Genomic DNA, 25,787 nt, shown 5'->3' on the forward strand with positions numbered 1-25,787 from the left:
TAAGATTAAACAAAAACGCCCAATCACTGATTGGGCGTTTTTACTTCAGGCCATTGCCTAAAAATGAATTAAATGATTATGGCCGAACCTGCTCTTTAAGATAGGCTAGCGATTCTTCGACCTGGTCAATGAGTATCAGGCAGATATCGCCGGCAGACAAATCATTCAGAGCAGTATCAATAGCAAGAAATTCACCAGTAATCTCTTTAACTTGCTTAGCTTTCTTGGTACCCACTAAACCTTCTTGAAGAAGCTTGAGTACTTCACCATCTTCGCGGCCACGCTGACATTGATCTTGATACAGGATGACATTGTCAAAGCTATTGCCAAGAATACGAGTTAGATCGCGAATATCTTCATCACGACGATCGCCGGCGCCGCTAATAACAACGTGGCTCTTTTTAGGTTTCATGGCCTCAATTGCGCTAGCTAAAGCGCGCATAGCATCTGGATTGTGGCCGTAGTCAGCGATGACAGTGGCACCTTTATGCTGGAATTGATTAAAGCGACCTGGCACAGCATTGGCAGAGCTCTCAAACGAGTGGAGGCCACGCGCAATCTTTTCAGCATCCAAACCTAATGCCCAAGCCGCCCCAATAGAAGCCATAGCGTTTTCAATTTGGAAGCCTAAAACGCCATTCTGGGTCAACGGGATATAGCTGACCGGGAAGCGAAAGAGAACGCGTGATCCTTTGGAGCAGACGATAAAAGCTCCATCAAAGTAAATCACTTTTTTGTTTTTAGCTCGATGTGCTGCAATCACCGGGTGATGTTGATTTTGCGCAAAGAAAATCACTCGACCTGTGCAAACATCCCCCATCTTTACCACTATAGGATCCGTAGCATTGAGAACTGCAGCGCCAGACGGCGCCACATTTTGAACAACTACCCGTTTCAGAATCGCTAAGTCTTCAACACTAGTGATGTAGTTAAGACCGAGATGATCTCCTTCGCCAATATTGGTAACAACAGCAACTTCACAGCGGTCAAAACCTAAGCCTTCGCGCAGCATTCCGCCGCGAGCTGTTTCTAAAACAGCGGCATCTACGTCGGGATGCATGAGGACGTTACGAGCACTCTTAGGCCCACTGCAGTCTCCTGAATCAATTAGTCGATGGTTGATATACACGCCATCAGTGGTTGTCATGCCAACCCGTAGGCCGGTTTCATTGAGTAAATGAGAAATCAGGCGTACGGTGGTTGTTTTACCGTTGGTTCCAGTCACCGCAACAACTGGAATTCTGCCATCCTCGCCAAGAGGGTACATCGTATTAATGATGTCTTCGCCTACAGGGCGGCTCTTGCCATAGGAAGGCTTGAGATGCATACGTAGGCCTGGTGCGGCATTGACCTCAACAATTCCACCGCCTTGAGCTTCCAAAGGCTTGTAAATTGCTTCGCACAAAATATCGACACCTGCGATGTCCAAGCCAATCATTTGCGCAGCAGCGATAGCGCTGGCTGCAACATCAGGATGGACATCATCTGTAACATCAGTTGCAGTGCCACCAGTACTCAGGTTGGCATTGTTACGCAGCAAAACGCGTTCCCCAGTTTTGGGAATGTATTTAGGGCTTAGATTATTGCTGGCTAAATGCGCAAGAGCAATATCGTCAAACCGAATCTTTGTTAATGCTGTTGCATGACCGTCACCACGTAATGGATTTTTATTTTCCAGCTCAACTAGTTCAGCAACGGTATGCTTGTCATCGCCAATCACTTGAGCAGGTTCGCGACGTGCCGCAGCAGATAAGCGATTTCCAACCACTAGTAAACGGTAGTCTGCGCCAGGTAAATAGCGCTCCACAATGGTTTCTCGACCAAAGGCTTGGGTCACAACAAAACCAGCACGTACCTCTTCCTCTGTTTGAATGTTTGCAACAACGCCTTTACCTTGATTGCCATCCTTAGGTTTAAGCACTATGGGGCCACCAATTTTCTGTGCCGCGCGCCATGCATCATCAGCAGTGGTAACTACCTCGCCAATTGGAACTGATACGCCTGCGGCTGCTAAGAGATTTTTAGTGAGCTCTTTGTCTTGTGCAATGGCTTCTGCAATTGCGCTTGTATCGCTGGTCTCGGCGGCTTGAATACGTTTTTGTTTGCTACCCCAACCGAACTGCACCATGCTGCCTTCAGTCATACGGCGATAAGGGATATTTCTTTGTACTGCAGCGTCAACAATGGATCCAGTGCTCGGGCCTAGACGTACATCCTCATACAAAGCCCCTAATTCTGAGAGAGCGGCTGCTAAATCAAACGGTACATCATTGAGAGTTGCCTGGATTAATCCAAATGCAAAGTCAAATGCCATGCGACCAACGACTTCTTCTGTGTATTCCACCACAACTTGATAGACGCCCACATCAATAGTTTGTACTGTGCGGCTAAAAGTGACTGGACAGCCAGCCTGGGACTGAAGGCCCAAGGCAGCATGCTCCAAGGCATGGGCTAGGGAGAGAGCTTCATTGTGTCCACCTCGGCGCATACTACCTAGCTGGGGAAAGCGTTCACGAATCTTGATTTCAAATTGAGGAATTGAGTCGATTGAACGCTCTGATTCGTCACAAGAAACAATTGCCTCTAGAGTGGTATGGCGGCTCCATAAATTTGGGCCACGCAACATGCGAATACGGGTGATTTCCAATTAAGCCCCTGCTGGAATATTGGAGCTGGAAACAAATGTTTCAACACCAGCTTCGATAACGTTGAACGGAATATCTAAAGCCCAAGCAGCCCCAATGGCAGCTGAAAGACTTAAGTTGGGAGCCCAATCAAGGGATGCATCTCTCACACTTGGTGGGATGGGGATAACTAATTTATCTAACTTACCCTGTTTGAGGGTGATGAAAGATAAGCCCACAATAATTGAGCGGCCATCTTTTTCTTGGTGAGCAGCTATTACAGGGGAGGCTGGGTCTTGAGAGAAGTACATCACTTCACCCTTGCTGAGTTCAGCCATTTTCACAATCATGGAGTCATCTGCATTTAACACGCTAGTACCTGTCGGTAATACGACATCAACTTGGGTTCGAACCACGTTAAATAATTGATCTTCCTCGCTAATGTAGTGTTCTGGAAAGAGCTTAAGCGGATCAATGTTGAGAACGATGCCAACTTGACATTGGTCGTATGCGAGACCTTCTAGCAAAAGAGAGGCATTGTCATTTTCAATTACAGCGACTTCGATGGCCCTATTTTGTAGTGTACGTCGCGCATTATCCCAATGAGAAGAGGAGGTTTGCTTAATGGTACGGCTACCGAAATACAAGCCATTAGAAGTGGAGAGCCCAACATGCGCGTTAGTCAGTCTAATAAAATGGGCAACCATTTCAGCGACGATGGTTCTTCCGGAATTGCCACTAATGCCAACAATAGGAATCCTAAAATCGTAACCTGGCGGGAATAAATGATTTGCAATTTCTTCGCCTACGGGTTGAGGTTTGCCGCTGGCAGGTTTTAAATGCATCAATAAGCCAGGACCTGCATTGACCTCGACGATGGCAGCATTCTGTGACTCTAGTGGTTTACTAATATCTTGGGCCACAAGGTCAATACCAGCAATTTCTAATCCTACTACGCGTGCAGCCAGAGCAACTTGATGAGCTACTTCAGGGTGAACTAAATCGGTTACATCAAATGCAACGTTACCGTTACTTTGAATGAGTACCTTTTGATCAATGCTGGGAATGCTGTCACCAGTGAGTTTCTGGCGTGCAAGCTCTAACTCAACTGCAGAATCGATACGAACTGGATTGAGAGGGCACTCTTCGGTGGTACCCCGACGTGGGTCAGAATTAATTTGAATCTGAATGAGTTCAAGAACGGTATGTTTGCCATCCCCCGTAATCCAAACGGTTTCACCTTTGGCGGCTGCCACTACTTTATTGCCTACTACCAATAGGCGATGTTCGTCACCGATGATATGTCGCTCTACTAAAACTTCACTACCTTCGTTAATAGCAACAGCATATGCCGCTTCAATTTCTTGTTGGGTGTAAAGATTGATAAATACACCACGACCATGATTGCCATCGATTGGCTTTACAACTACTGGCAGGCCAATATCTTGCGCCGCTTCCCAGGCATCATCCGGACTAGTAACAGTTCTACCCTCTGGAGTGGGGACGCCAGCACTGGCAAGTAAGCTCTTGGTAAGGTCTTTATCGCGCGAGATAGTTTCTGCGATGGCACTGGTTTGGTCAGTTTCTGCTGTCCAAATACGTCTTTGCTTAGAACCATATCCAAGTTGTACTAAATTGCCGCTAGATAGCCTGATGTAGGGAATTTCTCGTGCGGTTGCAGCGTTGACGATGCAGGCTGTACTGGGACCAAGACAGAGGTCATCGCTTAAATCGCGAAGGTCTTCAACAATCTGTTCTCTTTGCGCAATAGCATCGCCATTATCTTTAATTAGGGTGAGGAGAAGATCGCGTGCAAACTGAAAGGCCTGCAATGTCACTGCCTCTTCGGTAGCGCTCACAATGACTTTGTATACGCCTCGACGACCACCGTCCCGAGCTCTTCCAAAGCCACCCGCAATGCCAGCTAAGTTTTGCAGCTCAATGGTGAGGTGTTCCAGAATATGTCCAGGCCAAGTACCTTCTTCAACGCGCTTTAAAAACCCGCCTGGCTCTCCGTAGCTGCAGCGATGCTCATGCAGGCTGGGAAGGCACTTACTAAGGCGATCGTAGAAACCGGGAATGAGGTCAGATGGATAATCTTCCAAGTCGCCGATATCAATCAATACCTCAAGCGCTGGGTTGTAGCTCCACATATTGGGGCCACGAAGATGTCTATGGCTCAGGATTTCAATGGTTTTATCTAGTAATTGGGGCATATGTGGAGTGGGGGATCACGGCGCCAACATGGAAAATGAGGGCGGAGATGTCTCAGACTGTCTCTCTGGTTCTAGTAATTATTCAAAATCCACAAAATTAGCAAAAATGCTTAAAAAAGCCTACTTTGTCAATTTAACGGCTTTCTACCCACTAAAGTTGACAGTATTAGTAAATCTAAAAAACTGAGCTCCACTATACTTTTAGGATTAATGAAGCCTGAAATTTCCCCATCCGCCCACACTTTGCCAGGTCATTGGGCTAGTGTTTTAGAGGCTTCTCAATCCCCAGTAAAAGATCTCAACTCCATACTGGCATGGGTTGAGCTTGATCTCGATGGTGAAATGCGCTTTGAGAAAAGCCTGCTTTGCTTGATTCCTACAGGTCTATTTTGGAGTGACGGTATTCGCTCGGAATTCTGGCCGATTAGCCCTGGAGCCCATCTTTTGCATGGCGACCACGCTGGAGTAGGGCATCTCAAGCTGGAGTCTGAGGCTAGCCTACTACGACTCTGGTACTTCACTTTGGCCGTTAATCCTCAAGTATTGCGTCTGCAGAGTGGTTTTAGGCAGTTAATTCGGGGTGACCAGATTGGTAACGAGCCCGAGGCTTCTGAATACGATAAGCAGGTTTGTCCGGTGTGTTTAAGCCCTAAGCCTGCTAACTCAGACGCTTGCCCAACGTGCGATCCAGAAGAGGATGCCCCTCCATCGACTTGGACTTTATTTAAGTTGTGGCGCTTTGCACGCCCCTATAAAAAAGAGCTCTTACTGGGCTTTGTTCTGACTTTACTGTCAACCGGCGCCACACTGATTCCGCCTTATTTGACGATGCCCTTGATGGACCATGTATTGATTCCATATGAAAAAGGTAATCCGATTGATTTTGATTTAGCAACTAAATATTTGCTTGCCCTCTTCGCTGCAGCAGTTGTTGCTTGGGGCCTCGGTTGGTGGAAAACCTATCTACTCGCATTGGTGAGTGAGCGCATCGGCGCAGATCTGCGTAATACGACTTTTGAGCATTTGCTCAAATTATCTTTAGAGTATTTTGGTGGCAAAAGAACTGGCGACTTGATTGCACGTATTGGTGCTGAGACAGATCGCATCTGCGTATTCTTATCTTTATACGCTTTGGATTTTGCAACCGATGTCATCATGATTACCATGACGGCAGCAATTCTGGTATCAATTGATCCTTTGCTGGCCTTGGTCACTTTGGCGCCACTACCATTTATCGTGTGGATGATTCATGTGGTGCGCGATAAGCTGCGATTTGGTTTTGAAAAGATTGATCGCGTTTGGTCTGAAGTAACCAATATCTTGGCTGATACGATTCCAGGAATCCGGGTGGTCAAAGCGTTTGCTCAAGAAGATCGTGAGCTCAAACGCTTTGTTGATTCCAATAAACACAATTTGCAAATCAATGATCGCGTCAACCGCGTATGGGGATTGTTTTCCCCCACGGTGACGTTACTAACAGAAACCGGTCTTTTAGTAGTGTGGGGTTTTGGTATTTGGCAGGTTGCACATCAAAAGGTCACCGTTGGTGTGTTGATTGCATTCCTTGCTTACATCGGACGTTTTTATATTCGACTCGATTCAATGAGTCGCATCGTTTCGCATACGCAAAAAGCCGCGGCTGGAGCTAAACGTATTTTTGATATCTTGGACCATGTTTCGAGTGTTCCTGAGCCAATTAATCCAGCACCTTTAGGTGCAGTGAAAGGCCACATCTCCCTACGGGGCGTGGGTTTCCGCTACGGCAATCGTGCTGTTTCCAAAGGGATTGATCTGGATATTGCTCCTGGAGAAATGATTGGTTTAGTAGGCCATAGCGGCTCTGGTAAGAGTACTTTGGTGAACTTAATCTGCCGCTTTTATGACGTCAGTGCTGGTTCGATTGCCTTGGATGGTCGCGATATCCGTAGCATCAGGATTGCCGACTATCGCAAACGTATTGGTTTAGTTTTACAAGAGCCGTTTCTATTCTTTGGCACGATTGCAGAAAATATTGCTTACGGAAAGCCGGACGCTACTCGTGAAGAAATTATTGAAGCGGCGCGCGCAGCACATGCGCATGAATTTATTCTTCGCTTACCACTCGGTTATGACTCCTTAGTAGGTGAGCGCGGCCAATCTCTTTCAGGGGGTGAGCGCCAACGTATTTCCATTGCACGTGCGCTGTTGATTAATCCAAGTATTCTAATTTTGGATGAAGCCACCTCATCTGTAGATACCACCACCGAAAAAGAAATTCAGCGCGCTTTAGATAACTTGGTTAAGGGCCGCACTACGATTGCAATTGCCCATCGTCTCTCTACTTTAAGAAAAGCAGACCGCTTGGTTGTGCTCGATAAAGGTGAGATTGTGGAGATTGGTTCGCACGATGAGCTAATGGATGCGCAGGGTGCTTACTACGCCCTATACCAAGCTCAATTGCGTCATGCTGCGGAGTTGGTTGAGGGTGGCGCGATTGGTGAAAGTATTGATGAGAGTGAGCTCAAACAAGAAAACCTCCAAGTCATCGCTAAGGAAACTGGGGGCGGGGTATGAGTCAGTATCAAAAGCCACACAAGCTTGAGCGTGACGCCCTGGGTCGACTAGTACTCATTGATGCAGTTGGTACTCGTCATGTTGGCGTCTATCCAGTAAGAGCATTCCCGATTACCGCACCAGGTGCCGGAATCTCAATCATGGATCAGTCGGGCAAAGAGCTATGTTGGTTTGATGGCATCACTACGATTCCCGAAGGCGAGTTAGCCCTCCTTGAGGAAGGGTTGGCTGCCCGCGAGTTCATGCCGGTGATTGAAAAAATCACCAAGGTATCCACTTTTGCTACCCCGAGTATTTGGGATATTGAAACCGATCGTGGCCCCACCAGAATTCGTCTCAAGGGAGAGGAAGATATTCGTCGCATTGCAAGTAATACGCTCCTCATTGCAGATTCCAATGGCCTGCAATTTTTGATTAAAGATTCCACACAACTGGATAAAGTCAGCAAGAAGCTTTTGGATCGATTCCGCTAGTTCAATATTTCGTAAAGGCCTTGCTAGGGTTTTTACTTAGGAGTTAGTGTTTGCCCTAACTACCCATTTGATAATTGTTGACTCTTATCAAGTGTTCATGCCACAGCTTGGATAAAAATCCTCACATAACAAATAAAAGCCAAAGTAATATTGGTATTCAAATTTTTTTGGAGGAGCGTTCATGAAGATGAAGTTAAAAGGGGCATTGATTTCCACCGCATTAGCCCTCGGTGCTGCTGCTGTTTCACCTGCTTTCGCTGCTTGGGAACCTACTAAGCCAGTTGAGTTCATCATTCCTGCCGGTCCTGGCGGTGGTGCTGACCAAATGGCTCGTATGATCCAAGGCATCATCACGAAGAATAATCTGATGAAGCAGGCTGTTATTCCAGTAAATAAATCTGCTGGTGCTGGTGCTGAAGGTTTCTTGGCAATGAAAGAAGCTAAGGGCGATCCAAACAAAATCGTTATTACCCTCTCAAACTTGTTCACAACTCCATTGGCAACTGGCGTCCCATTTAACTGGAAAGACATCACTCCAGTAGCCATGTTGGCATTAGATCAGTTTGTGCTGTGGAACAACGTAGACAAGCCATACAAAACAGCCAAAGAATATATCGACGCCGCTAAAGCAGCTGGCCCAGGTAAATTCAAAATGGGTGGTACTGGCTCTAAGCAAGAAGACCAAATCATTACTGTTGCCCTTGAAAAAGCGACTGGTGCTAAGTTCACTTACATCCCATTTAAAGGGGGTGGCGACGTTGCTGTGCAGCTCGTAGGTAATCACGTTGACTCTACTGTGAATAACCCAATCGAAGCAGTCGCTCAATGGCGTGCTAACAAATTACGTGCCTTGTGCGTATTTGATGACACTCGTATGCCTTACAAAGAGAAGATTACTGCTACGCAATCATGGTATGACGTTCCAACCTGCAAAGAGGCTGGAGTTACTACTGACTACGTGATGTTGCGCGGTATTTTCATGGCTCCAGGCGTTACTCAAGAGCAGATTGACTACTACATCAATGTGTTCAAAAAAGTACTACAGACACCTGAGTGGAAGAAGTTCATGGCTGATGGCGCATTTAACCAAACATTCATGACCGGTAAAGAATTTACTAACTGGTTGACATTGAATGAAGTGCTCCACAAGCAACTGATGACTGAAGCAGGTTTCTTGGCTAAGTAATTTTTAGATATGAGATGGGGCCTCTGTGAGGAGGCCCTATTTTTTTAAATGTAAAACGTAGTAGCACTAAGTATTAAACACAAAGCAGTATTAATTAACCATTTATTAGCGAACGAAGCACATGTCTGAACATACAAATAATTCAAATCAAGAATCCCTGATCAGCGTTAGGATGATGGATATCTTCACTGCACTCTTATTTATTGCCGTGGGCCTAGTGGTCATGGTGGGAAGTATTAAATTAGGCGCCAGTTGGGGTAGCGATGGCCCTGAGGCCGGCTATTTTCCTTTCTACATTAGCTTAATCATTCTGCTCTCCAGCTCAGTGACGCTCTATCAAGCTGTAGTGGTTGATAAGAAAAAAGAGACAGAAACATTTGTTGATAAAGAATCGTTCAAGCAGGTGATGGCTGTGATGTTGCCAGCTATTGTCTTTGTGCTCGGTGTTCAGCTGATCGGTATTTATGTTTCATCTGTAATTTACATCGCCGTATTCATGGTCTGGCTTGGTAAATACCCACTATGGAAAGCAGCAGCAGTTTCTGTAGGTGTGAGTGTGGCCTTGTACCTCATGTTTGAGTACTGGTTCCAAGTTCCATTGCCACATGGCTCCTGGATTAATCCGCTTGAGTTCATTGGCGTGCAGTAAAAAAGAATAACTATTAAAAAAGATTAGAAAAGAAGGAGTTCAAGTTGGAAGAAATTAACGCTCTATTCAGCGGCTTTGCCGTTGCAATGACACCCTTTAACTTACTGTTAATGATCGTTGGTGTGACACTCGGCGTGATTATTGGCGTATTGCCAGGTTTAGGTGGCGCTAACGGAATTGCGATTCTGTTGCCATTGACCTTCACAATGCCGCCAACTTCAGCAATCATCATGCTCTCCTGTATTTACTGGGGCGCGTTATTTGGCGGTGCGATTACATCTATTCTGTTTAACATTCCTGGTGAGCCTTGGTCTGTTGCGACTACCTTTGATGGTTATCCAATGGCCCGTGAAGGTAAAGCTGGCGAAGCCTTAACAGCAGCGTTCACATCTTCATTTGTTGGTGCGTTCTTTGCGATTGTGATGATCACCTTCTTGGCGCCTTTGGTCGCAAAGTTTGCCCTGCAATTTGGTCCGCCAGAATTCTTCTCGGTGTACTTGCTCACCTTCTGTAGTTTTGTAGGTATGAACAAGGGATCACCATTTAAGACGATCTCCGCCATGATGTTGGGCTTTGCTCTAGCTTCAGTTGGTATGGATACAGTGACAGGTCAATTGCGCTTGACATTCGGTAGCCACGAGCTGATGCGTGGTTTTGACTTCTTGATTGCTGTGATTGGTTTGTTTGGTATCGGCGAGATTCTGTTGTCGATGGAAGAAGGTCTTGAATTTAAGGGTGCCGCTGCAAAGATTCGTCGTCAAGTGGTTCTTGAGACTTGGGCGAAGTTGCCAAAGTATTGGGCTACAACACTGCGCAGCTGCTTGATTGGTTGCTGGATGGGTATCACCCCAGGTGGTGCAACTCCAGCTTCTTTCATGGCCTACGGCGTTGCTAAGCGCGTGTCCAAGAAGGGCGAGAACTTTGGTAAGGGCGAGATGGAAGGTATTGTTGCTCCAGAAACAGCAGCCCATGCTGCTGGTACTGCCGCTTTACTACCAATGCTCTCATTAGGTATCCCGGGTTCACCAACTGCAGCTGTATTGCTCGGCGGCTTGTTGATCTGGGGCTTACAACCAGGACCATTGCTCTTCGTTGAGAAGCCAGACTTTGTTTGGGGCTTAATTGCTAGTATGTACTTGGGTAACTTGGCAGGCTTGTTTGTTGTATTAACTTGCGTTCCATTGTTTGCCTCAATCTTGAGAATTCCATTCTCAATCATTGCCCCAGTCATTATTGTAATTTGTGCGGTTGGTGCTTACACCGTTCACAATGCAACTTTCGACGTTTGGTTGATGATGGGCTTTGGCTTACTCGGCTACATCTTTAAGAAACTCGACTACCCAATGGCACCAATGGTCTTGGCCTTGGTATTGGGCGACCGTGCGGAAGATTCATTCCGTCAGTCCATGTTGATTTCTCAAGGTAGTGTTGACGTGTTCTTCTCAAACTACTTGGTAGCTGGTATTACAACTCTAGCCTTGGTATTGCTGTTCTGGCCATTAATTGGCAAGCTCACAGGCAAGAAAAAAGCAACTGCAGCGTAAGCTAAAGAAGTAAAAATACAGCTCAATTTAGTCAAAAGCAAAAATTGAGCAAAGAGAAGGGGGCGCAAGCCCCCTTTTTCTATGACTACAAAAAATCCGATAAAATCGCCACATCATGAATTTCCGTAAAAACCGCCTCATTCACTGGATTGCTGCTTTGGCAATCGCAATGAGTTCGCTTGCGCCAGCGGTTTCTCAAGCGGTATCGCTTGCAAAACATGGCCAAGGTTTTGCAATGGAGATTTGTGCGGCAGATGGCACAAAGTCACAAATTAGCGTTCAAAGCTCTGAGCAAACAGAGTTGGCTGAGTCAGTTCAGCCATGTCCGTATTGCATCGCTCATACAGCTATCACACCAGTTTTCAATACCAATCTCACTTTCCAAGCGCCGCAAACACTTGCTCTGCTGCCGCAGCTTTTCTATCAATCACCTAAGCCACTCGCTGCTTGGGTAACTCCACCCTCAGCTGCACCCCCTACACAAACCTAAATATTTTTAGGGCATAGCCTAGCTATGCGTTGGGCAACACCATATTGCCGCAATCTTGTGTGGAGTAGTCATGTTTTCAATCCAAATGAATTGGCCTTTCTTAAGGCACATCTCACTATTTATATGTGCAGCTATCTGCATTGCTTCAAATGCTGTTGCTCATCCCCAGACTGATGCAGAGTCTCAAGAGAAGATCAAAGCGTTGATCTCCAAGACATTTGATCAACCTAATCTGAAGGTGCAAATCACCCCGATCGTTATTGAGGGCAAAGTTGCGATTGCAGATTGGACTCAAGGTCAAAAGGGTGGCCGGGCTCTCCTCAGAAGAAAGCATGCCGATTGGGAAATCATTGCTTGCGGTGGTGCTGGATTTAAAGATCCTAACGCGATTGCGGCAGCTGGCATTTCCAAGAGGATTGCTCAAAACATTACTGCAAAACTCAGGACTGCAGAAGCATCGCTATCTGCACAAAAAATTAAACAACTGGATTCATTTGATGGTGTCGTGACTATGGGTCACGGTATGCAGCATGGATCTGATTCAAAACATTAATTCGAGGTTAAAAATGAAACTATGTAAAACAAAATTAGCACTTGCCGCCTCACTCATCATAGCTGGCAATGTGTATGCGCAAAGCTTGCCAAATGTAATCGTTACAGCTAAGCCAGACGTAGCGGAAATTGAGATTGATAAGTTTTCAAGTGTATCTGCTGTTATTACTGATGACACAATCCGTGATTTACATGCTGCGGATTTAGCTTCTGCATTGCGCAATACTCCTGGAACACAAATTTCAAGATATAACCCAGTTGGCTCGTTTGGCGGTGATGAGGGGGGCTCCATTTTTATTCGAGGTATGGGATTGAGTCGCCCGGGTAGTGAGATTAAAACTTATATTGATAATGTTCCGATGTATATGCCAATCTGGAATCATGCTGTCCTAGATTTGTTACCAGTAAATGGTATGAAAAATATTACTATATTCAAAAGCCCGCAACCACAGGTTACCGGTAATAACTTTGCATCTATTAATCTGACCACAAAAACTGCTGGGCCAGAAAATGGCGTTTCAGGTAATGCTCGTATTTCTTATGGTTCATACAACACAGTTATTGAGCAAGTTGATATGGTTGGTCGTAGCGATGATATTGACTACTCTCTTGCGCAAGGTTACTCAAAATCAGATGGTCATAGAACGAATGCTAGCGGTCAATTAGCCAATATTATGGGCGGCCTAGGTATGAAGATTAATCAAAATTGGTCGGCTAGTGTAAGTGGAATGGCATTAAATAACTCAGTAAAAGATCCCGGAAGTAATCTTTCGGCATCGCCAGCTGTAGCGCCAACTTACGATACTGCGGCGCAAATGGTTACAGCTGTTCTCAAGCATTCATATGATCTTGTAGAGGGTGAGTTTCGCGTTTACTCCAATACAGGAAAGGGCAACCTTAATAATTCAGCCGACTGGGGAACAGAAGATCAGCCCTTTACAATGCAAGGTTTCCGATGGAAAGAGAGCATTACTCCTTGGCAAAATGGAACATTATTGCTGGGGCTTGATTATGACTCTTCTTATGGAAGTATCACTCAAACTAACGTAGCCAAGACAAGCACGGCAAAAACAACGCTGCCTACATTTAAGATGACTTCGCCATATGTTGGATTAAGTCATAACTTACTATTAAATAGTGCTTGGTCGCTAGTCCCATCTGCCGGCATTCGAACGTACCAAAATAATTACTATGCTTCTAAGGCGGCACCATATGGCGGCGTTTCTTTGGTCTCGGACAAGGTTACCGTATTTGCAAATGCCTCAAAGGGTATAAATTACCCTGGAATGGAGGGGCCTGCATTAACGGCAGCTGTTTTAACAAACACTGGGGGGTTTGTAAATTTTTCAGATACTTGGAAACAACTATCTCCGGAAGAAAATAATCATCTAGAAGTTGGCACGAAAATTTTCCCGGATAAAAAATCACGTATTGATTTGAGTTTGTTTCAAGATACCATTTCAAATAGGTATGGATTCTCATTTGCCAACGCTGCTTGGTTTAATTATGGCAAGTACACTATGCAAGGTATTGAGTTATCTGGCCAGCGTGAGATTATTCCTGAGTTGACAGTATTCGGTGGCTGGACTTATTTGAATAATGACAGCACTACGAATCTACCCTATGCACCACAAAATGCGTTTAATGCCGCTATCACTGGTTACGTAGGAAAATTCAGGTTGTCTGTAGATGGTCAATATCAAACAGCATTCTATGGTCAAAATCTAAATCGCAATGGCAGTTCCAATACTCAAAGAATGGATGGTTACACTGTTGCCAATGCACGAATTTCTTACCCAATCCCTGAGTTAGGAAAAAAAGGTGAGGTTTTTGTGATGGTCGAAAATATATTCAATCAACAATACAGCTATCGTCAAGGATATCCAATGCCAGGCACTTGGGGGTCAGTCGGCCTATCTACAAGCTTTAACTAATTATTTATTTAGATAGTTTTTTATAAAAAAGGGGTGTCATCATGTTTCCAAAATCACTAAAAGCCGGAGTTATGACTTTATTGATAAGCTTATCTTTGTCAGTATTTGCCGGTGCTAACGATCCACTCTTCATCAACCTCTCAACCGATGAATTACATCGTTCTACGATGGCTATTAACTTTGGCAAGCATCATTCTGCCAATGGTCATCCATTGACTATTTTCTTAAATGACAAGGCAGTGATGCTGGGTGTAAAGGCTGGAGCTACCAAGTTTTCCGATCAGCAGCAGGCTTTGTCTGAAGTAATTTCTAGCGGTGCCTTGGTCATCATGTGCCCAATGTGCTTAAAGCAAGCTGGTTTTACTGAAGCTGATTTGATCGCTGGGGTAAGGATAGGTAGCCCTAAGGTAACTGGTGATGCCCTGTTTAAGGATGGCACTAAGACAATGAGTTGGTAGTAGAGTAAGAGAATAAAAACCGCATCTATGATGAGAATTGAAGATTAACTAAGGAGATTTCTAAATGAAACGCAATACATTATTAAATGCTTTACTAGCTACTATTGTGGGCTTAGGTTTGACTACTACTGTAAAAGCACAAGAGGTAAAAGTGGGCTCAATTAAGGTTGAAAACGCTTATACACGTGCAACTGTTCCGGGCCAAATGGTGGCCGGCGGTTTCATGAAAATTGAAAACAAAGGTGTTGCCGATCAATTGATCTCTGCAAGCTCTCCAGTTTCAGGTGAGGTTCAACTACACGAAATGGCGATGGACGGTAATGTGATGAAAATGCGCCAAGTAAAAGATATTCCAGTACCAGCAGGTGGCGCAGTGGAATTGAAGCCAGGCGGTTTACATTTAATGTTCATGAATATTAAGGCCCCATTGGCTGCAGGCGAGACCGTTCCAGTCAAACTCAAGTTTGCTAAAGCGGGTGAGGTGGAAGTGAAGATGCCTGTGAATGCGATGGGTGCTGGAGCAGGTCATGGCGGAGCAAGCAAGCACTAAGTTAAACCTCAAGTGGTACGAGGAATAAAAAAGCCCCTAGTTTTACTTAGGGGCTTTTTAGTTGGGTGAATCAATTTAGATCTTTAAATCCAAATCAGTCACTGCGCCTTTGCTGGCACTACTTGCCAAGCTTGCGTATTTAGCAAGCAAACCACGGGTGTAGCGTGGCTTTGGTTGTAACCAAGTTGCACGGCGCTTAGCAATTTCTGCCTCGTCAACGTTTAACTGAATAAGTAACTTGTGAGCATCGATCGTGACTGAGTCACCTTCATGAATGAGGGCAATCACGCCGCCTACAAATGCTTCGGGAGCAACGTGACCTACAACCATGCCCCAAGTACCGCCAGAGAAGCGGCCATCGGTGATGAGACCTACTGTCTCGCCTAAGCCTTGACCAACCAGGGCAGAGGTAGGAGCAAGCATCTCACGCATGCCAGGACCGCCTTTAGGGCCTTCGTAACGAATGACCACAATGTCACCATCTTTAATCTTTTGCGCCATGATGGCAGCCATTGCGTCATCTTCAGAATCAAATACGCGAGCAGGACCAGTAATGGATGGGTTCTTAAGGCCAGTAATTTTGGCAACGCAGCCTTCAGGAGAAATATTACCCTTGAGAATTGCTAAGTGACCTTGTTTGTACAGTGGGGTATCTAAAGTACGAATCACTTTTTGATCGGCACGCGGTACGGATGGAACATCTTTTAATGTTTCAGCAATCGTTTTACCAGTGATGGTCATGCAGTCACCATGCAAGAGTCCGCCATCTAACAAGATCTTCATCACTTGTGGAATACCGCCGGCCTGGTGAAGGTCAGTTGCTAAATACTGACCAGATGGTTTCATATCCACAATCACGGGAACGCGCTTACGAATGCGCTCAAAGTCATCAATCGTCCAATCGATTTCAGCAGCGCTGGTAATCGCTAGAAAATGGAGAACCGCATTGGTAGAGCCACCCACTGCCATGATGACGCTCACTGCATTCTCAATAGATTTCTTGGTAATAATGTCGCGTGGACGTAAATTATTTTTAATAGCCTCAACCAAGACAATGGCTGATTCATGAGCGCTAGTGACTTTCTCAGCATCTACGTTGGCCATCGTAGAAGAGTAAGGCAGGCTCATGCCCAAAGCTTCGAATGAGGAGCTCATAGTATTGGCGGTATACATACCTCCGCAAGAACCGCTACCTGGACAAGCATTTTGCTCCACACCCTTCAGATCTTCTTCACTGAGGCGGCCTGAGGTAAATTCACCAACAGCTTCAAATGCAGAAACAATATTGAGCTCTTTGCCTTTGAAATGGCCAGGCTTAATGGTTCCGCCATACACATAAATTGCCGGTACGTTAGTGCGGGCAATCGCCATCATTCCGCCTGGCATGTTTTTATCGCAACCACCAATGACGAGAACGCCATCCTGCCATAAGCCATTTACACATACTTCAATGCTATCTGCAATGACTTCACGTGAGACGAGAGAATATTTCATACCCTCGGTACCCATGCCGATGCCATCTGATACGGTTGGAGTGCCAAACATTTGCGCCTTTGCACCCGCTTCCTCAAGCGCGCTGACTGCTGCATCAGCGAGTTTCTGTAAGCCGCTATTACAAGGGGTAATGGTGGAATGGCCATTAGCCACGCCAACCATCGGCTTAACAAAATCCTTCTCTTCGTAACCCATCGCGTAATACATTGAGCGATTAGGAGCGCGAGCAACCCCTTCGGTGACATTGCGTGAGCGTTCATTGAGGCGTTTCATGCTGATATTGACTCCAGAAAAGAATTTGTCGAAAAGCTCTATTGTGCCGTGATAAAAGGGGTAATGCAGGGGTTTTATAGGGGGGCATGCTTCTATCATGCATCGCAACAAGTACATTTCTCTATTGTATTTGGTGATTCAGTGAATTTATTAGCTTAAAAGCTAATACCCATCCTAAAAAACCTGCGGTAAATTGACTCATGTTCCATTTTTCCTTTTAAATTCAATGACTAAAGTTGGTCACATCTATCTAATCGACGACGATGAGTCGATACGTACTTCTTTAAGTCGAATGTTGAAAGATGTTGGCTATACGGTGGAGGATTATTCCTCTGCGTTAACATTTTTAGAGCATTCTGTACCGGTAGCGCCCGCGGTCATATTGCTTGATATGCAAATGCCGGATATGACTGGCCTTGATTTGCAGGAAAAATTGGTTCAACTGGGCCGCAAAACCCCTATTGTGTTTGTCAGCGGGCAGAGCCACCCCCATCAAATCGTTAAAAGTCTTAAGCGTGGCGCTGTCGACTTCCTTTTTAAGCCCTTTAATTTGGAAGATCTATTAAGGGCTGTGGCAGATGCGCTTGAGTTTGATAGGCGCCAACTCAAGCGGATCTCTAAAGAAGTGGAAACTAAAAAAGACTATGCAACTCTGACGCCCAGGGAGAGGGAGGTCTGTTTTTGGTTGGTAAAGGGATTGCTAAATAAGGATATTGCCGTCAAACTGGGCACAACTGACGCAACGATCAAGGTTCATAAGGCTAGAGTGATGGATAAGATGAATGTGGAATCAGTCCAAACGCTAGTCGCTAAGTACCTAGAATCTGATCTTGAGAATTTACAAAAAATTAGCTCTTAAGCTAATTTCCCTTGTAATTTATAGGCACTATGATGGGGCAACTTTTGATAGATAAAGCACTTACAACACTTTTGTGAATACCGATTCCAAACCTCCAGATATTCGCAAAGAGGCTTTTACTAAGGCTCGCGAAAACCTGAACTTAAGCACCAAAGAGCTTGGTGGCATGGCCTGCCTATCCACTCGCCAAATCGAGCAAATCGAAAATGGCGAAATGAGTTCTTTTTACGGTGTTCAAATTAAATTTACTGCTGCCAAGAAAGTGGCAAAGCTCCTCAAATTAAGCGATGAAGAGGCGTTTGATTTTGGTGGTGAAGTTTCAATAAAAGAAATTGAATCAGTAAGTGCAGAAGAGCCTTCTGTTGCGCCTACTATAAAAGCGTCAGAACAAACAGAAGTCGCTCTCCTTAAAGAGGTGGCGGAAAAGGTTGAAGCTCCAGTGCCAGGGCCTGAGGAAGATAAACAGTCAGTCAAAAAAGCAGAATCTATAAAAGTAGAGTCTGTGAAAGCGGCATTGAAAGAAATTCCTTTTCCTGCAACATCGGCCAGTTCAAGGTCTGCTCCGTCAAAGAAGTTATTTCTGGGTCTTAGCGTTTTAGCGGCACTCGTGTTTTCGGTGCTTAACTTACGCCCACTCTTTTTTGCAGACAAGCCAGAGGAAATTGTTGTTGTAAAAGAAGAAATTATTGAGCCGGCACCCGCTGTAAACCCAACAGAACCTGCGCCAATAGCTCCAGTAGCAAGCACTCCTGTTGCTGCGATTCCAGCTGCCAGCGCGGAACTTGTAACAGCTTGCCCTGCTGAGGAAGGCGTTATTAGTTATAAAACAGATGCACCTCGCAAGGCAGCCGATATGGTTTATGTGCAAGTGAAATCAAAGCAAGTAGTGTGTGTAAGTGACGCTACTGGGAAGATGCAAAACAAGATGATTGAACCTAGCGCGGGAGCATCTTTTTATGGAAAGCCTCCATTCAAAGTCCTGACTGGGGGCCTTGCTCAGGCTGATGTGTTTTTTCAGGGCGCTAAAGTGCGCCTGACAAATCTCAATTACAAAACCTTAGTATTGGAAGCTGCTGAAGTGACGGCTCCCACTGCAGACCGGACGGATTCCCAGCAGCGCTAACCCTCGGGGGAGTTAGCGCATCAATGCTGGCTCTTAAACCGCTGAGTCGTTAGTTTCGCCAGTGCGAATGCGAATAGCCTGTTCGATTGGGCTAACGAAAATCTTGCCATCACCAATCTTGCCTGTACGTGCAGCTTTAGTAATCGCTTCGATTGCTGAATCTACGCGGTCATCAGCAACGACTACTTCTACCTTTACCTTAGGCAAAAAGTCGACTACGTACTCGGCACCACGATAGAGTTCGGTATGGCCTTTTTGGCGACCAAAGCCTTTAACTTCAGTAACAGTTAATCCCGTAACGCCTACTTCAGCTAAGGCTTCACGAACTTCGTCAAGTTTGAACGGCTTAATAATGGATGTGATTAGCTTCATATATTCCCCTTAATACAGTAATCATACCTAGAACTGAAAACCAATGCCCGCTTACGCCCTAAATTGGGAGGTAATGGGATAGCGCCAGTCACGCCCAAAGGCTCGAGTAGTGACTCTAACGCCGGGAGGTGCTTGGCGGCGCTTGTACTCATTAAGCTTAATGAGGCGAGTGACTTTTTCGACGCTATCGGGATCAAAACCGGCGGCAATCATTTGGGCGATAGATTGGTTTTGCTCCATGTAGCGCTCGACGATGCCATCCAATACTTCATATGATGGCAAGCTGTCTTGATCAGTTTGGTCAGGACGTAATTCTGCAGAAGGAGCGCGCGTCAAAATCCGCTCTGGAATAATCGGGGCAATACTATTGCGATAAGCGCACAAGCGATAGACCAAAGTTTTAGCAATATCTTTAATGACCGCAAAGCCGCCAGCCATATCCCCATATAGAGTGCAGTAACCCACAGCCATTTCACTCTTGTTGCCGGTTGTTAAAACTAGTCGGCCCGTTTTATTGGAGAGCGCCATCAAGAGAGTGCCTCGCACCCGTGCCTGAATATTTTCTTCAGTAGCATCGAGCTTGAGACCTTTAAATTGTTCTGCTAAGGCATGCTCCAGAGCATCAACGGGACTACTAATGGGGATCTCATCGTATTGAACACCTAAATTCTGAGCCATTTCTCTAGCATCAATCCAAGAGATATCCGCGGTATAGCGTGAGGCCATCATGACGGTACGAACTTTGTCCGCACCCAATGCGTCTACTGCAATTGCCAACACCAATGCAGAATCAACTCCACCCGAAAGACCAATAATGACTCCTGGGAAACGATTTTTCTGAACATAGTCACGCACACCCAGAACAAGTGCTTGGTAAGCTTGAGCTTCTACGCTGGATGGAGCAACTATTGTTCCTGGCTCTAGATCGGCGGATGCGTTGACATTCACATAGCCGAGAGCAGTCTCAAACTGCGGCAGGGCCATCACTACTTTGCCTGCATTATTTAAAGCAAATGAGCCGCCATCAAAAACTAGCTCATCTTGGCCGCCTACCGCGTTCACATAAACCAGCGGCATCTTGTTTAAGGCGATTTGTTTGCGCAGCACCTCAATACGTAAGGATTCTTTTTGGAGGTGATAAGGCGAAGCATTGAGAACTAGCAGTACTTGGGCACCTGCTGCATGAGCCTGTTTAGCAGGACCCTCATGCCAAGCATCTTCACAAAGAATGAGTCCGTACTGAATGCCTGCATGCTCAAAGACGCAGGCTTCATGACCGGGTATGAAATAGCGTACCTCATCAAATACTTCATGATTGGGTAACTCTTGTTTGGCATAGCCGGCGATGATCTTGCCATCACGAATGACGGAGGCATAGTTTTGTAAACCAGTGGCAGTCTTTTTGGGGTGGCCAACGATGACAGTCAGTCCTGGAAATTTCTGGAGCTCTAGCATTAAACAGCCTAGCTCTCGATCGGCGCCCTCAATAAAGGCTGGGCGCAATAACAAATCTTCTGGTGGGTAGCCGGTGAGCGAAAGCTCAGGCGTAAGAACTAGAGTGGCGCCTTGCGCATAAGCATCTGCGGCAGCTTGAGAGATGAGCTGCGCGTTACCAGGCAAATCACCCAAAAGAGGGTTGATTTGCGCTAGGGCGATTTTTTGCGAGCTCACTCCAATGGCTACTGAATTACTTCTGTGACTTGGCGTAACCTTCGATGCCATCCAAAATTTCTTTATGGGCACCAGCAACACCGGTCCAACCTTTAACTTTTACCCACTTACCTTTTTCGAGATCTTTATAGTGCTCGAAGAAGTGTTGGATTTGGGCGAGCAGTAATTCGTTTACATCTTCAGGTTTTTGTAAGTGCTTATAGATTGGCAAAATCTTATCTTCTGGAACAGCCAACAGCTTTGCATCCTGGCCGCCTTCATCTTCCATTTCTAACATGCCGATAGCGCGGCAACTCACTACTGAGCCTGGCACCAATGCAAATGGAGTAATGACGAGAACGTCGACAGGATCGCCGTCACCGGCAACCGTTTTAGGGATGTAACCGTAATTACATGGGTAATGCATTGCTGTACCCATGAAGCGATCTACAAAGAGGCAGCCAGTTTCTTTATCTACTTCGTACTTCACTGGATCCGCGTTCATCGGGATCTCAATAATGACGTTGAATGATTCTGGAATTTTCTTACCTGGGCTGACCTTGTCGTAACTCATAAATACTCCGGTTAGTGATTAATGTGCGTTAGATCTTAGCAAAGAGGCAGAGCCATGCTGCTGAAGACAAAATTTATTTCCTACTATTAAAGCCATGAATGCTTAATGCCTTCATTTTAAGGCTTTCTGCAGTAAGGCTTATCGAAATGCGTTCTAGCTTGCTTGACTGGAAGTAGGCCATTGGCCTACAATACGCTTAATGGATTTTGAATGGGATATGGCTAAAAGTGACTTATGCCAGATCTCTCGAAATTTTGATTTCACATATGTTCTGTCAGTTTTTATAGATCCGAATTTGTTGATTGAAAAAGATCAGCGTTGGGACTATGGGGAAGAGCGATTTCGGGCATTAGGCGTCATAGATGAAAAAGTGTTTGTAGTGATTTATACAAAGAGGCCTTCAGCAATGAGGATTATTTCAGCTAGGCGGGCAAATCGTAGGGAGGTGAGGCGTTATGAAGAAAATCATTCGAGTTAGCTTGGATCTAAATGATCCCAGTAGCTTTCCCAAAGGATTCGTCGATAAAAAATTACTCGATGCGACATCGGAGCGTTTGATTAAATTGCATCAACAGCAAGATGATGCAGCGGCCATGTTAGACGCTGCTCAATATGCAAAAGGTGTACGAGAGAGAATTGGTTTGTCCCAACAAGAGTTCTCTAAACGTATCGAAGTCTCATTAGAGACTATTAGAAACTGGGAGCAAGGGAAACGCAGCCCCACTGGTGCCGCCAAAGCTTTATTGAAGATTTTGGATAGGGCGCCTGAGATTGCATTGCTTGCTCTCAGCGCTTAATACTGATCTTAGGAATAAAAATACCTAGCAATGCTAGGTATTTTTATTGGATGCTTTGGATTGCTTGTATTAGTCCAAAGTTTCCAAGTAACGCTGAGCATCTAACGCAGCCATACAGCCTGTGCCCGCGCTAGTAATGGCTTGACGGTAAATATGGTCCTGCACATCACCTGCTGCAAATACGCCAGGGATGTTGGTAGCAGTAGCATTGCCTTCCAAGCCGGAGTGTGTCTTGATGTAGCCATTATTCATATCGAGTTGACCAATAAACAATTCAGTATTCGGTTTGTGACCAATTGCAATAAAAGCGCCAGTTACAGCGATATCTTCTGTACTACCATCAGCTTTCTTAATGCGTACTCCAGTCACACCTTTTTCATCGCCCAAGACTTCATCGAGCGTGGCGTTCAACTTGAGTTCGACTTTGCCTTCAGCTACTTTGGCCATGAGGCGGTCATTGAGGATTGGCTCTGCGCGGAATTTATCGCGCCGATGAATCACGGTAACCTTTTTGGCGATGCCGGTAAGGTAAAGCGCTTCTTCAACAGCAGTATTACCGCCGCCAACTACGCAAACATCTTGATTGCGGTAAAAGAATCCATCGCAAGTCGCGCATCCAGAAACACCACGGCCCATAAATGCTTCCTCACTTGGAAGGCCAATGTATTGAGCAGAGGCGCCTGTAGAGATAATCAAGGCATCGCAGGTATAAGTTCCTGAGTCGCCAACCAAGCGGATGGGTTTTTCAGTCAGAGCTGCAGTATGAATATGATCAAAGATGATGTTGGTGTTAAAGCGCTCAGCATGTTTTAAAAAGCGATCCATCAGTTCTGGGCCTTGGACACCATCTGGGTCAGCTGGCCAGTTTTCTACATCTGTAGTGGTCATTAATTGGCCGCCTTGTGCCAAACCAGTAACGAGAGTGGGGCTCAAATTAGCTCGAGCTGCGTATACGGCAGCAGTGTAGCCAGCAGGGCCTGAACCGAGGATAAGTACTTTGGAGTGTTTTGGGGTATTTGTAGTCATATCCAAATTATAGAATTGCTTGATTACAATCGGTATAACATGGCAAGAACCGCATACCCGAAGTCCAAAACTCCTTTAGGTCTCCAGCCCCCTGAGAATCAAGGGCAGGGCAGGATGCCCCGACTTCTTTTAGAAGCCCGATGGTTTATCTCCCTGGGTCTTTGTTTGGGTTTATTGGCTATTTTAGTGACTTATTCCAAGGCGGATCCAGCTTGGTCACATGCTAGCTTTGAAGCCCCTAAGAACCTGGGTGGGCGTTTTGGGGCCTATTTGGCCGACTTATTGCTCTATATTTTTGGCATTTCTGCTTTTTGGTGGGTAGTACTCTTTGGTCGTCGAGTTCTGACTGGCTGGCGTGAACTTTGGAGCACCCCCCTTCCGCCAGACCCGGATGCCAAGCCAGACTCCTTATTGGTGCGTTGGCTAGGCTTTGGACTGACTTTATCGAGCAGTATGGGTCTTGAGTCCATTCGGATGCATTCGCTGACCTGGGAGCTTCCTAGGCCTCCTGGCGGTATTTTGGGCGAGCTGATTGGTGATCCCTTGCAGATGACTCTGGGTTTTACGGGCTCCACCTTGGTGTTGCTATTTACCTTCTGTGCTGGCCTATCCTTATTCCTGCACTTTTCCTGGTTAGATGTTGCCGAAAAGGTGGGTCGCACCCTTGAGATTTCTTATAACCGTTTACGTGAGCGTCGCGATAGCGAAGAAGATCGTAAATTAGGTGAAGCGGCCGCCGAAGAGCGTGAAGAGTTCGTTGAAGAGTTTCGTGGGCGGGTGGAGATTGCTAAGCCAGTGCAGATTGTTCGTGCCCCAGTAGAAATTCCGAAGAGCGCCCGCGTGGAGCGTGAAAAACAGCAGCCGCTGTTTGTGGATATTCCGGACTCAGAATTGCCGCCCTTAGCTCTACTTGATCCTGTCCCAGAAGTAAAAGAAACCATTTCAGCTGATGTATTGGAATTTACTTCTCGCTTAATTGAGCGCAAGTTGGCTGAGTTCAATGTAGAAGTAAAAGTCATCGCAGCCTACCCAGGCCCAGTAGTAACTCGTTATGAAATTGATCCTGCTGTCGGTGTAAAGGGTAGTCAGATTGTCAATCTTTCACGTGACTTAGCGCGCTCGCTAGGCGTGGTGAGTATGCGTGTAGTGGAAACCATTCCAGGTAAGACTTGTATGGCTCTGGAGTTACCAAACCCAACTCGTCAATCGGTTTACCTGTCCGAGATTTTGAGCTCACAGGTTTATAACGATAGTCACTCCAACTTGACTTTATCTTTAGGTAAAGATATTTCCGGTAGCCCTATCGTTGCTGACTTAGCGAAGATGCCGCACTGCTTAGTTGCTGGTACTACTGGTGCCGGTAAGTCCGTTGGTATCAATGCAATGATTCTGTCTATTCTCTTTAAGGCGAAGCCTGATGAAGTGCGTCTGATCATGATTGATCCGAAGATGCTCGAGATGGCAATGTACGACAAGATTCCGCATCTCCTGTGTCCAGTAGTTACTGACATGAAGCAAGCATATAACGCGCTCAATTGGGCCGTGAATGAGATGGAGCGTCGTTACAAACTGATGAGTAAGTTTGGGGTGCGCAACCTTGCTGGCTTCAATAAAAAAATCCTAGAGGCTGAAGAAAAGGGTGAGAAGCTTACCAATCCATTTAGCTTGACCCCAGAGGATCCGGAGCCAATTTATAAGGCCCCTGTGATTGTCATCGTGATTGATGAGTTAGCAGACTTGATGATGGTTTCTGGCAAGAAGATTGAAGAGTTAATTGCCCGTATCGCTCAAAAGGCGCGTGCTGCAGGTATTCACTTAGTCCTGGCAACGCAACGTCCTAGCGTGGATGTGATTACCGGCTTGATCAAGGCTAACGTACCAACTCGGATTTCATTTCAGGTGAGTAGCAAGATCGATAGTCGTACGATTTTGGATCAACAAGGTGCTGAGGCTTTGCTGGGTATGGGTGACATGCTCTATATGGCGCCAGGTACCGGTTTGCCGGTTCGCGTTCATGGCGCCTTTGTTTCTGATGATGAAGTACATCGCGTAGTGGAGTGGCTCAAAGAAAAGGGCGAGGCGAACTATATTGACGGTGTTCTAGAAGGTGCTGACGAATCAACTGTCGATGCCCTGACTGGTGAAGGCGGTGGCGAGGCTGATCCTTTGTATGATCAAGCAGTCGCTATTGTTTTGGAAAATAAGCGCCCATCAATTTCTTTGGTGCAACGTCACTTGCGTATTGGTTATAACCGTGCAGCCCGCTTACTCGAGGATATGGAGAAAGCTGGTTTAGTTTCCAAGATGGGTAATGGCGGTAATCGCGAAATCCTCCATCGCCCCTCTGAATAAGGCCACTCTTTTGCGCAGATTTTTCTCGGTAGTAGCTT

22 protein-coding genes are annotated in these 25,787 nt (G+C 45.9%); 15 read left to right on the forward strand and 7 right to left on the reverse strand.

Annotated elements, in window-relative coordinates; genetic code table 11:
* Nucleotides 1-76: 76 nt before the first annotated feature.
* Both cphA (C2759_RS03025) and cphA (C2759_RS03030) read right to left on the reverse strand, forming a co-directional pair.
* The gene (cphA, locus tag C2759_RS03025) at nt 77-2,647 is read right to left on the reverse strand and encodes a cyanophycin synthetase (RefSeq protein WP_215356206.1); all 2,571 of its coding nucleotides are present in this window, start codon (nt 2,645-2,647) and stop codon (nt 77-79) included.
* Nucleotides 2,648-4,840, reverse strand: a complete 2,193-nt coding sequence (gene cphA / locus C2759_RS03030; RefSeq protein ID WP_215356207.1) for a cyanophycin synthetase — start codon at nt 4,838-4,840, stop codon at nt 2,648-2,650. It abuts the gene before it with no gap.
* A 210-nt stretch (nt 4,841-5,050) separates the two neighbouring features.
* Here cphA (C2759_RS03030) and C2759_RS03035 point away from each other — a divergent pair, with 210 nt between their 5' ends.
* The 10 genes from C2759_RS03035 to C2759_RS03080 all read left to right on the forward strand — a co-directional run bounded on the left by C2759_RS03035 (nt 5,051) and on the right by C2759_RS03080 (nt 15,229).
* Complete coding sequence (locus C2759_RS03035) at nt 5,051-7,393, forward strand: ABC transporter ATP-binding protein (protein WP_215356209.1); 2,343 nt, start codon at nt 5,051-5,053, stop codon at nt 7,391-7,393.
* Nucleotides 7,390-7,866, forward strand: coding sequence for a DUF1854 domain-containing protein (locus tag C2759_RS03040; RefSeq protein ID WP_215356211.1), 477 nt, complete (start codon nt 7,390-7,392; stop codon nt 7,864-7,866). The genes C2759_RS03035 and C2759_RS03040 overlap by 4 nt, the downstream gene beginning before the upstream one ends.
* Before the next feature lie 187 nt (nt 7,867-8,053).
* On the forward strand, nt 8,054-9,052 hold the full coding sequence (locus C2759_RS03045) for a tripartite tricarboxylate transporter substrate binding protein (RefSeq protein ID WP_205621330.1): 999 nt from the start codon (nt 8,054-8,056) through the stop codon (nt 9,050-9,052).
* Between the two features lie 121 nt (nt 9,053-9,173).
* Nucleotides 9,174-9,701, forward strand: a complete 528-nt coding sequence (locus tag C2759_RS03050; RefSeq protein WP_215356213.1) for a tripartite tricarboxylate transporter TctB family protein — start codon at nt 9,174-9,176, stop codon at nt 9,699-9,701.
* A gap of 44 nt (nt 9,702-9,745) precedes the next feature.
* Complete coding sequence (locus C2759_RS03055) at nt 9,746-11,245, forward strand: tripartite tricarboxylate transporter permease (protein ID WP_215356215.1); 1,500 nt, start codon at nt 9,746-9,748, stop codon at nt 11,243-11,245.
* A gap of 115 nt (nt 11,246-11,360) precedes the next feature.
* Nucleotides 11,361-11,735 carry a DUF2946 family protein gene (locus C2759_RS03060; RefSeq protein ID WP_215356217.1) on the forward strand — a complete coding sequence of 125 codons (375 nt, stop codon included), beginning with the start codon at nt 11,361-11,363 and terminating at the stop codon, nt 11,733-11,735.
* 70 nt (nt 11,736-11,805) lie between these two features.
* Nucleotides 11,806-12,288: a copper uptake system-associated protein gene (locus tag C2759_RS03065; protein ID WP_215356219.1), complete on the forward strand. Its 483-nt coding sequence runs from the start codon at nt 11,806-11,808 to the stop codon at nt 12,286-12,288.
* Nucleotides 12,266-14,221 (forward strand): TonB-dependent receptor, encoded by a 1,956-nt coding sequence (locus C2759_RS03070; RefSeq protein WP_251367009.1) that lies wholly within the window; start codon nt 12,266-12,268, stop codon nt 14,219-14,221. The genes C2759_RS03065 and C2759_RS03070 overlap by 23 nt, the downstream gene beginning before the upstream one ends.
* Nucleotides 14,222-14,292: 71 nt before the next feature.
* Nucleotides 14,293-14,679 carry a DsrE family protein gene (locus tag C2759_RS03075; RefSeq protein WP_215356221.1) on the forward strand — a complete coding sequence of 129 codons (387 nt, stop codon included), beginning with the start codon at nt 14,293-14,295 and terminating at the stop codon, nt 14,677-14,679.
* Between the two features lie 64 nt (nt 14,680-14,743).
* Complete coding sequence (locus C2759_RS03080; RefSeq protein ID WP_215356223.1) at nt 14,744-15,229, forward strand: copper chaperone PCu(A)C; 486 nt, start codon at nt 14,744-14,746, stop codon at nt 15,227-15,229.
* 75 nt (nt 15,230-15,304) lie between these two features.
* On the opposite strand, the gene ilvD is transcribed toward C2759_RS03080, so the two are convergent.
* Entirely contained in the window at nt 15,305-16,996 is a 1,692-nt protein-coding gene (ilvD, locus tag C2759_RS03085) for a dihydroxy-acid dehydratase (RefSeq protein WP_215356225.1), read from the reverse strand.
* Between the two features lie 226 nt (nt 16,997-17,222).
* Here ilvD and C2759_RS03090 point away from each other — a divergent pair, with 226 nt between their 5' ends.
* A complete protein-coding gene (locus C2759_RS03090; protein WP_215356227.1) occupies nt 17,223-17,855 on the forward strand; it encodes a response regulator transcription factor in 633 nt (210 codons plus the stop codon).
* A gap of 73 nt (nt 17,856-17,928) precedes the next feature.
* Nucleotides 17,929-18,978: a hypothetical protein gene (locus C2759_RS03095; protein ID WP_215356228.1), complete on the forward strand. Its 1,050-nt coding sequence runs from the start codon at nt 17,929-17,931 to the stop codon at nt 18,976-18,978.
* A 33-nt stretch (nt 18,979-19,011) separates the two neighbouring features.
* Here the strand turns inward: C2759_RS03095 and glnK are convergent, their stop codons facing one another.
* From glnK to ppa, 3 genes are read right to left on the reverse strand one after another with little or no spacing between them, the layout of a single operon-like run.
* On the reverse strand, nt 19,012-19,350 hold the full coding sequence (gene glnK / locus C2759_RS03100; RefSeq protein WP_015420723.1) for a P-II family nitrogen regulator: 339 nt from the start codon (nt 19,348-19,350) through the stop codon (nt 19,012-19,014).
* 51 nt (nt 19,351-19,401) lie between these two features.
* Nucleotides 19,402-21,072 (reverse strand): NAD+ synthase, encoded by a 1,671-nt coding sequence (locus C2759_RS03105; RefSeq protein ID WP_215356229.1) that lies wholly within the window; start codon nt 21,070-21,072, stop codon nt 19,402-19,404.
* A complete protein-coding gene (gene ppa, locus C2759_RS03110; RefSeq protein WP_046329807.1) occupies nt 21,038-21,574 on the reverse strand; it encodes an inorganic diphosphatase in 537 nt (178 codons plus the stop codon). Before ppa ends, C2759_RS03105 begins: the two co-directional genes overlap by 35 nt.
* Before the next feature lie 217 nt (nt 21,575-21,791).
* On the opposite strand from ppa, the gene C2759_RS03115 reads away from it, so the two are divergent.
* Nucleotides 21,792-22,052, forward strand: a complete 261-nt coding sequence (locus C2759_RS03115; protein ID WP_251367010.1) for a BrnT family toxin — start codon at nt 21,792-21,794, stop codon at nt 22,050-22,052.
* The gene (locus tag C2759_RS03120; protein WP_215356231.1) at nt 22,030-22,371 is read left to right on the forward strand and encodes a DNA-binding transcriptional regulator; all 342 of its coding nucleotides are present in this window, start codon (nt 22,030-22,032) and stop codon (nt 22,369-22,371) included. Before C2759_RS03115 ends, C2759_RS03120 begins: the two co-directional genes overlap by 23 nt.
* Before the next feature lie 69 nt (nt 22,372-22,440).
* On the opposite strand, the gene trxB is transcribed toward C2759_RS03120, so the two are convergent.
* Nucleotides 22,441-23,397, reverse strand: coding sequence for a thioredoxin-disulfide reductase (gene trxB / locus C2759_RS03125; RefSeq protein ID WP_215356232.1), 957 nt, complete (start codon nt 23,395-23,397; stop codon nt 22,441-22,443).
* A gap of 114 nt (nt 23,398-23,511) precedes the next feature.
* On the opposite strand from trxB, the gene C2759_RS03130 reads away from it, so the two are divergent.
* Entirely contained in the window at nt 23,512-25,749 is a 2,238-nt protein-coding gene (locus C2759_RS03130; protein WP_371816912.1) for a DNA translocase FtsK, read from the forward strand.
* The last annotated feature ends 38 nt before the right edge of the window (nt 25,750-25,787 follow it).

Source organism: Polynucleobacter sp. MG-Unter2-18, assembly GCF_018687675.1.
Taxonomy (GTDB): Bacteria; Pseudomonadota; Gammaproteobacteria; order Burkholderiales; family Burkholderiaceae; genus Polynucleobacter.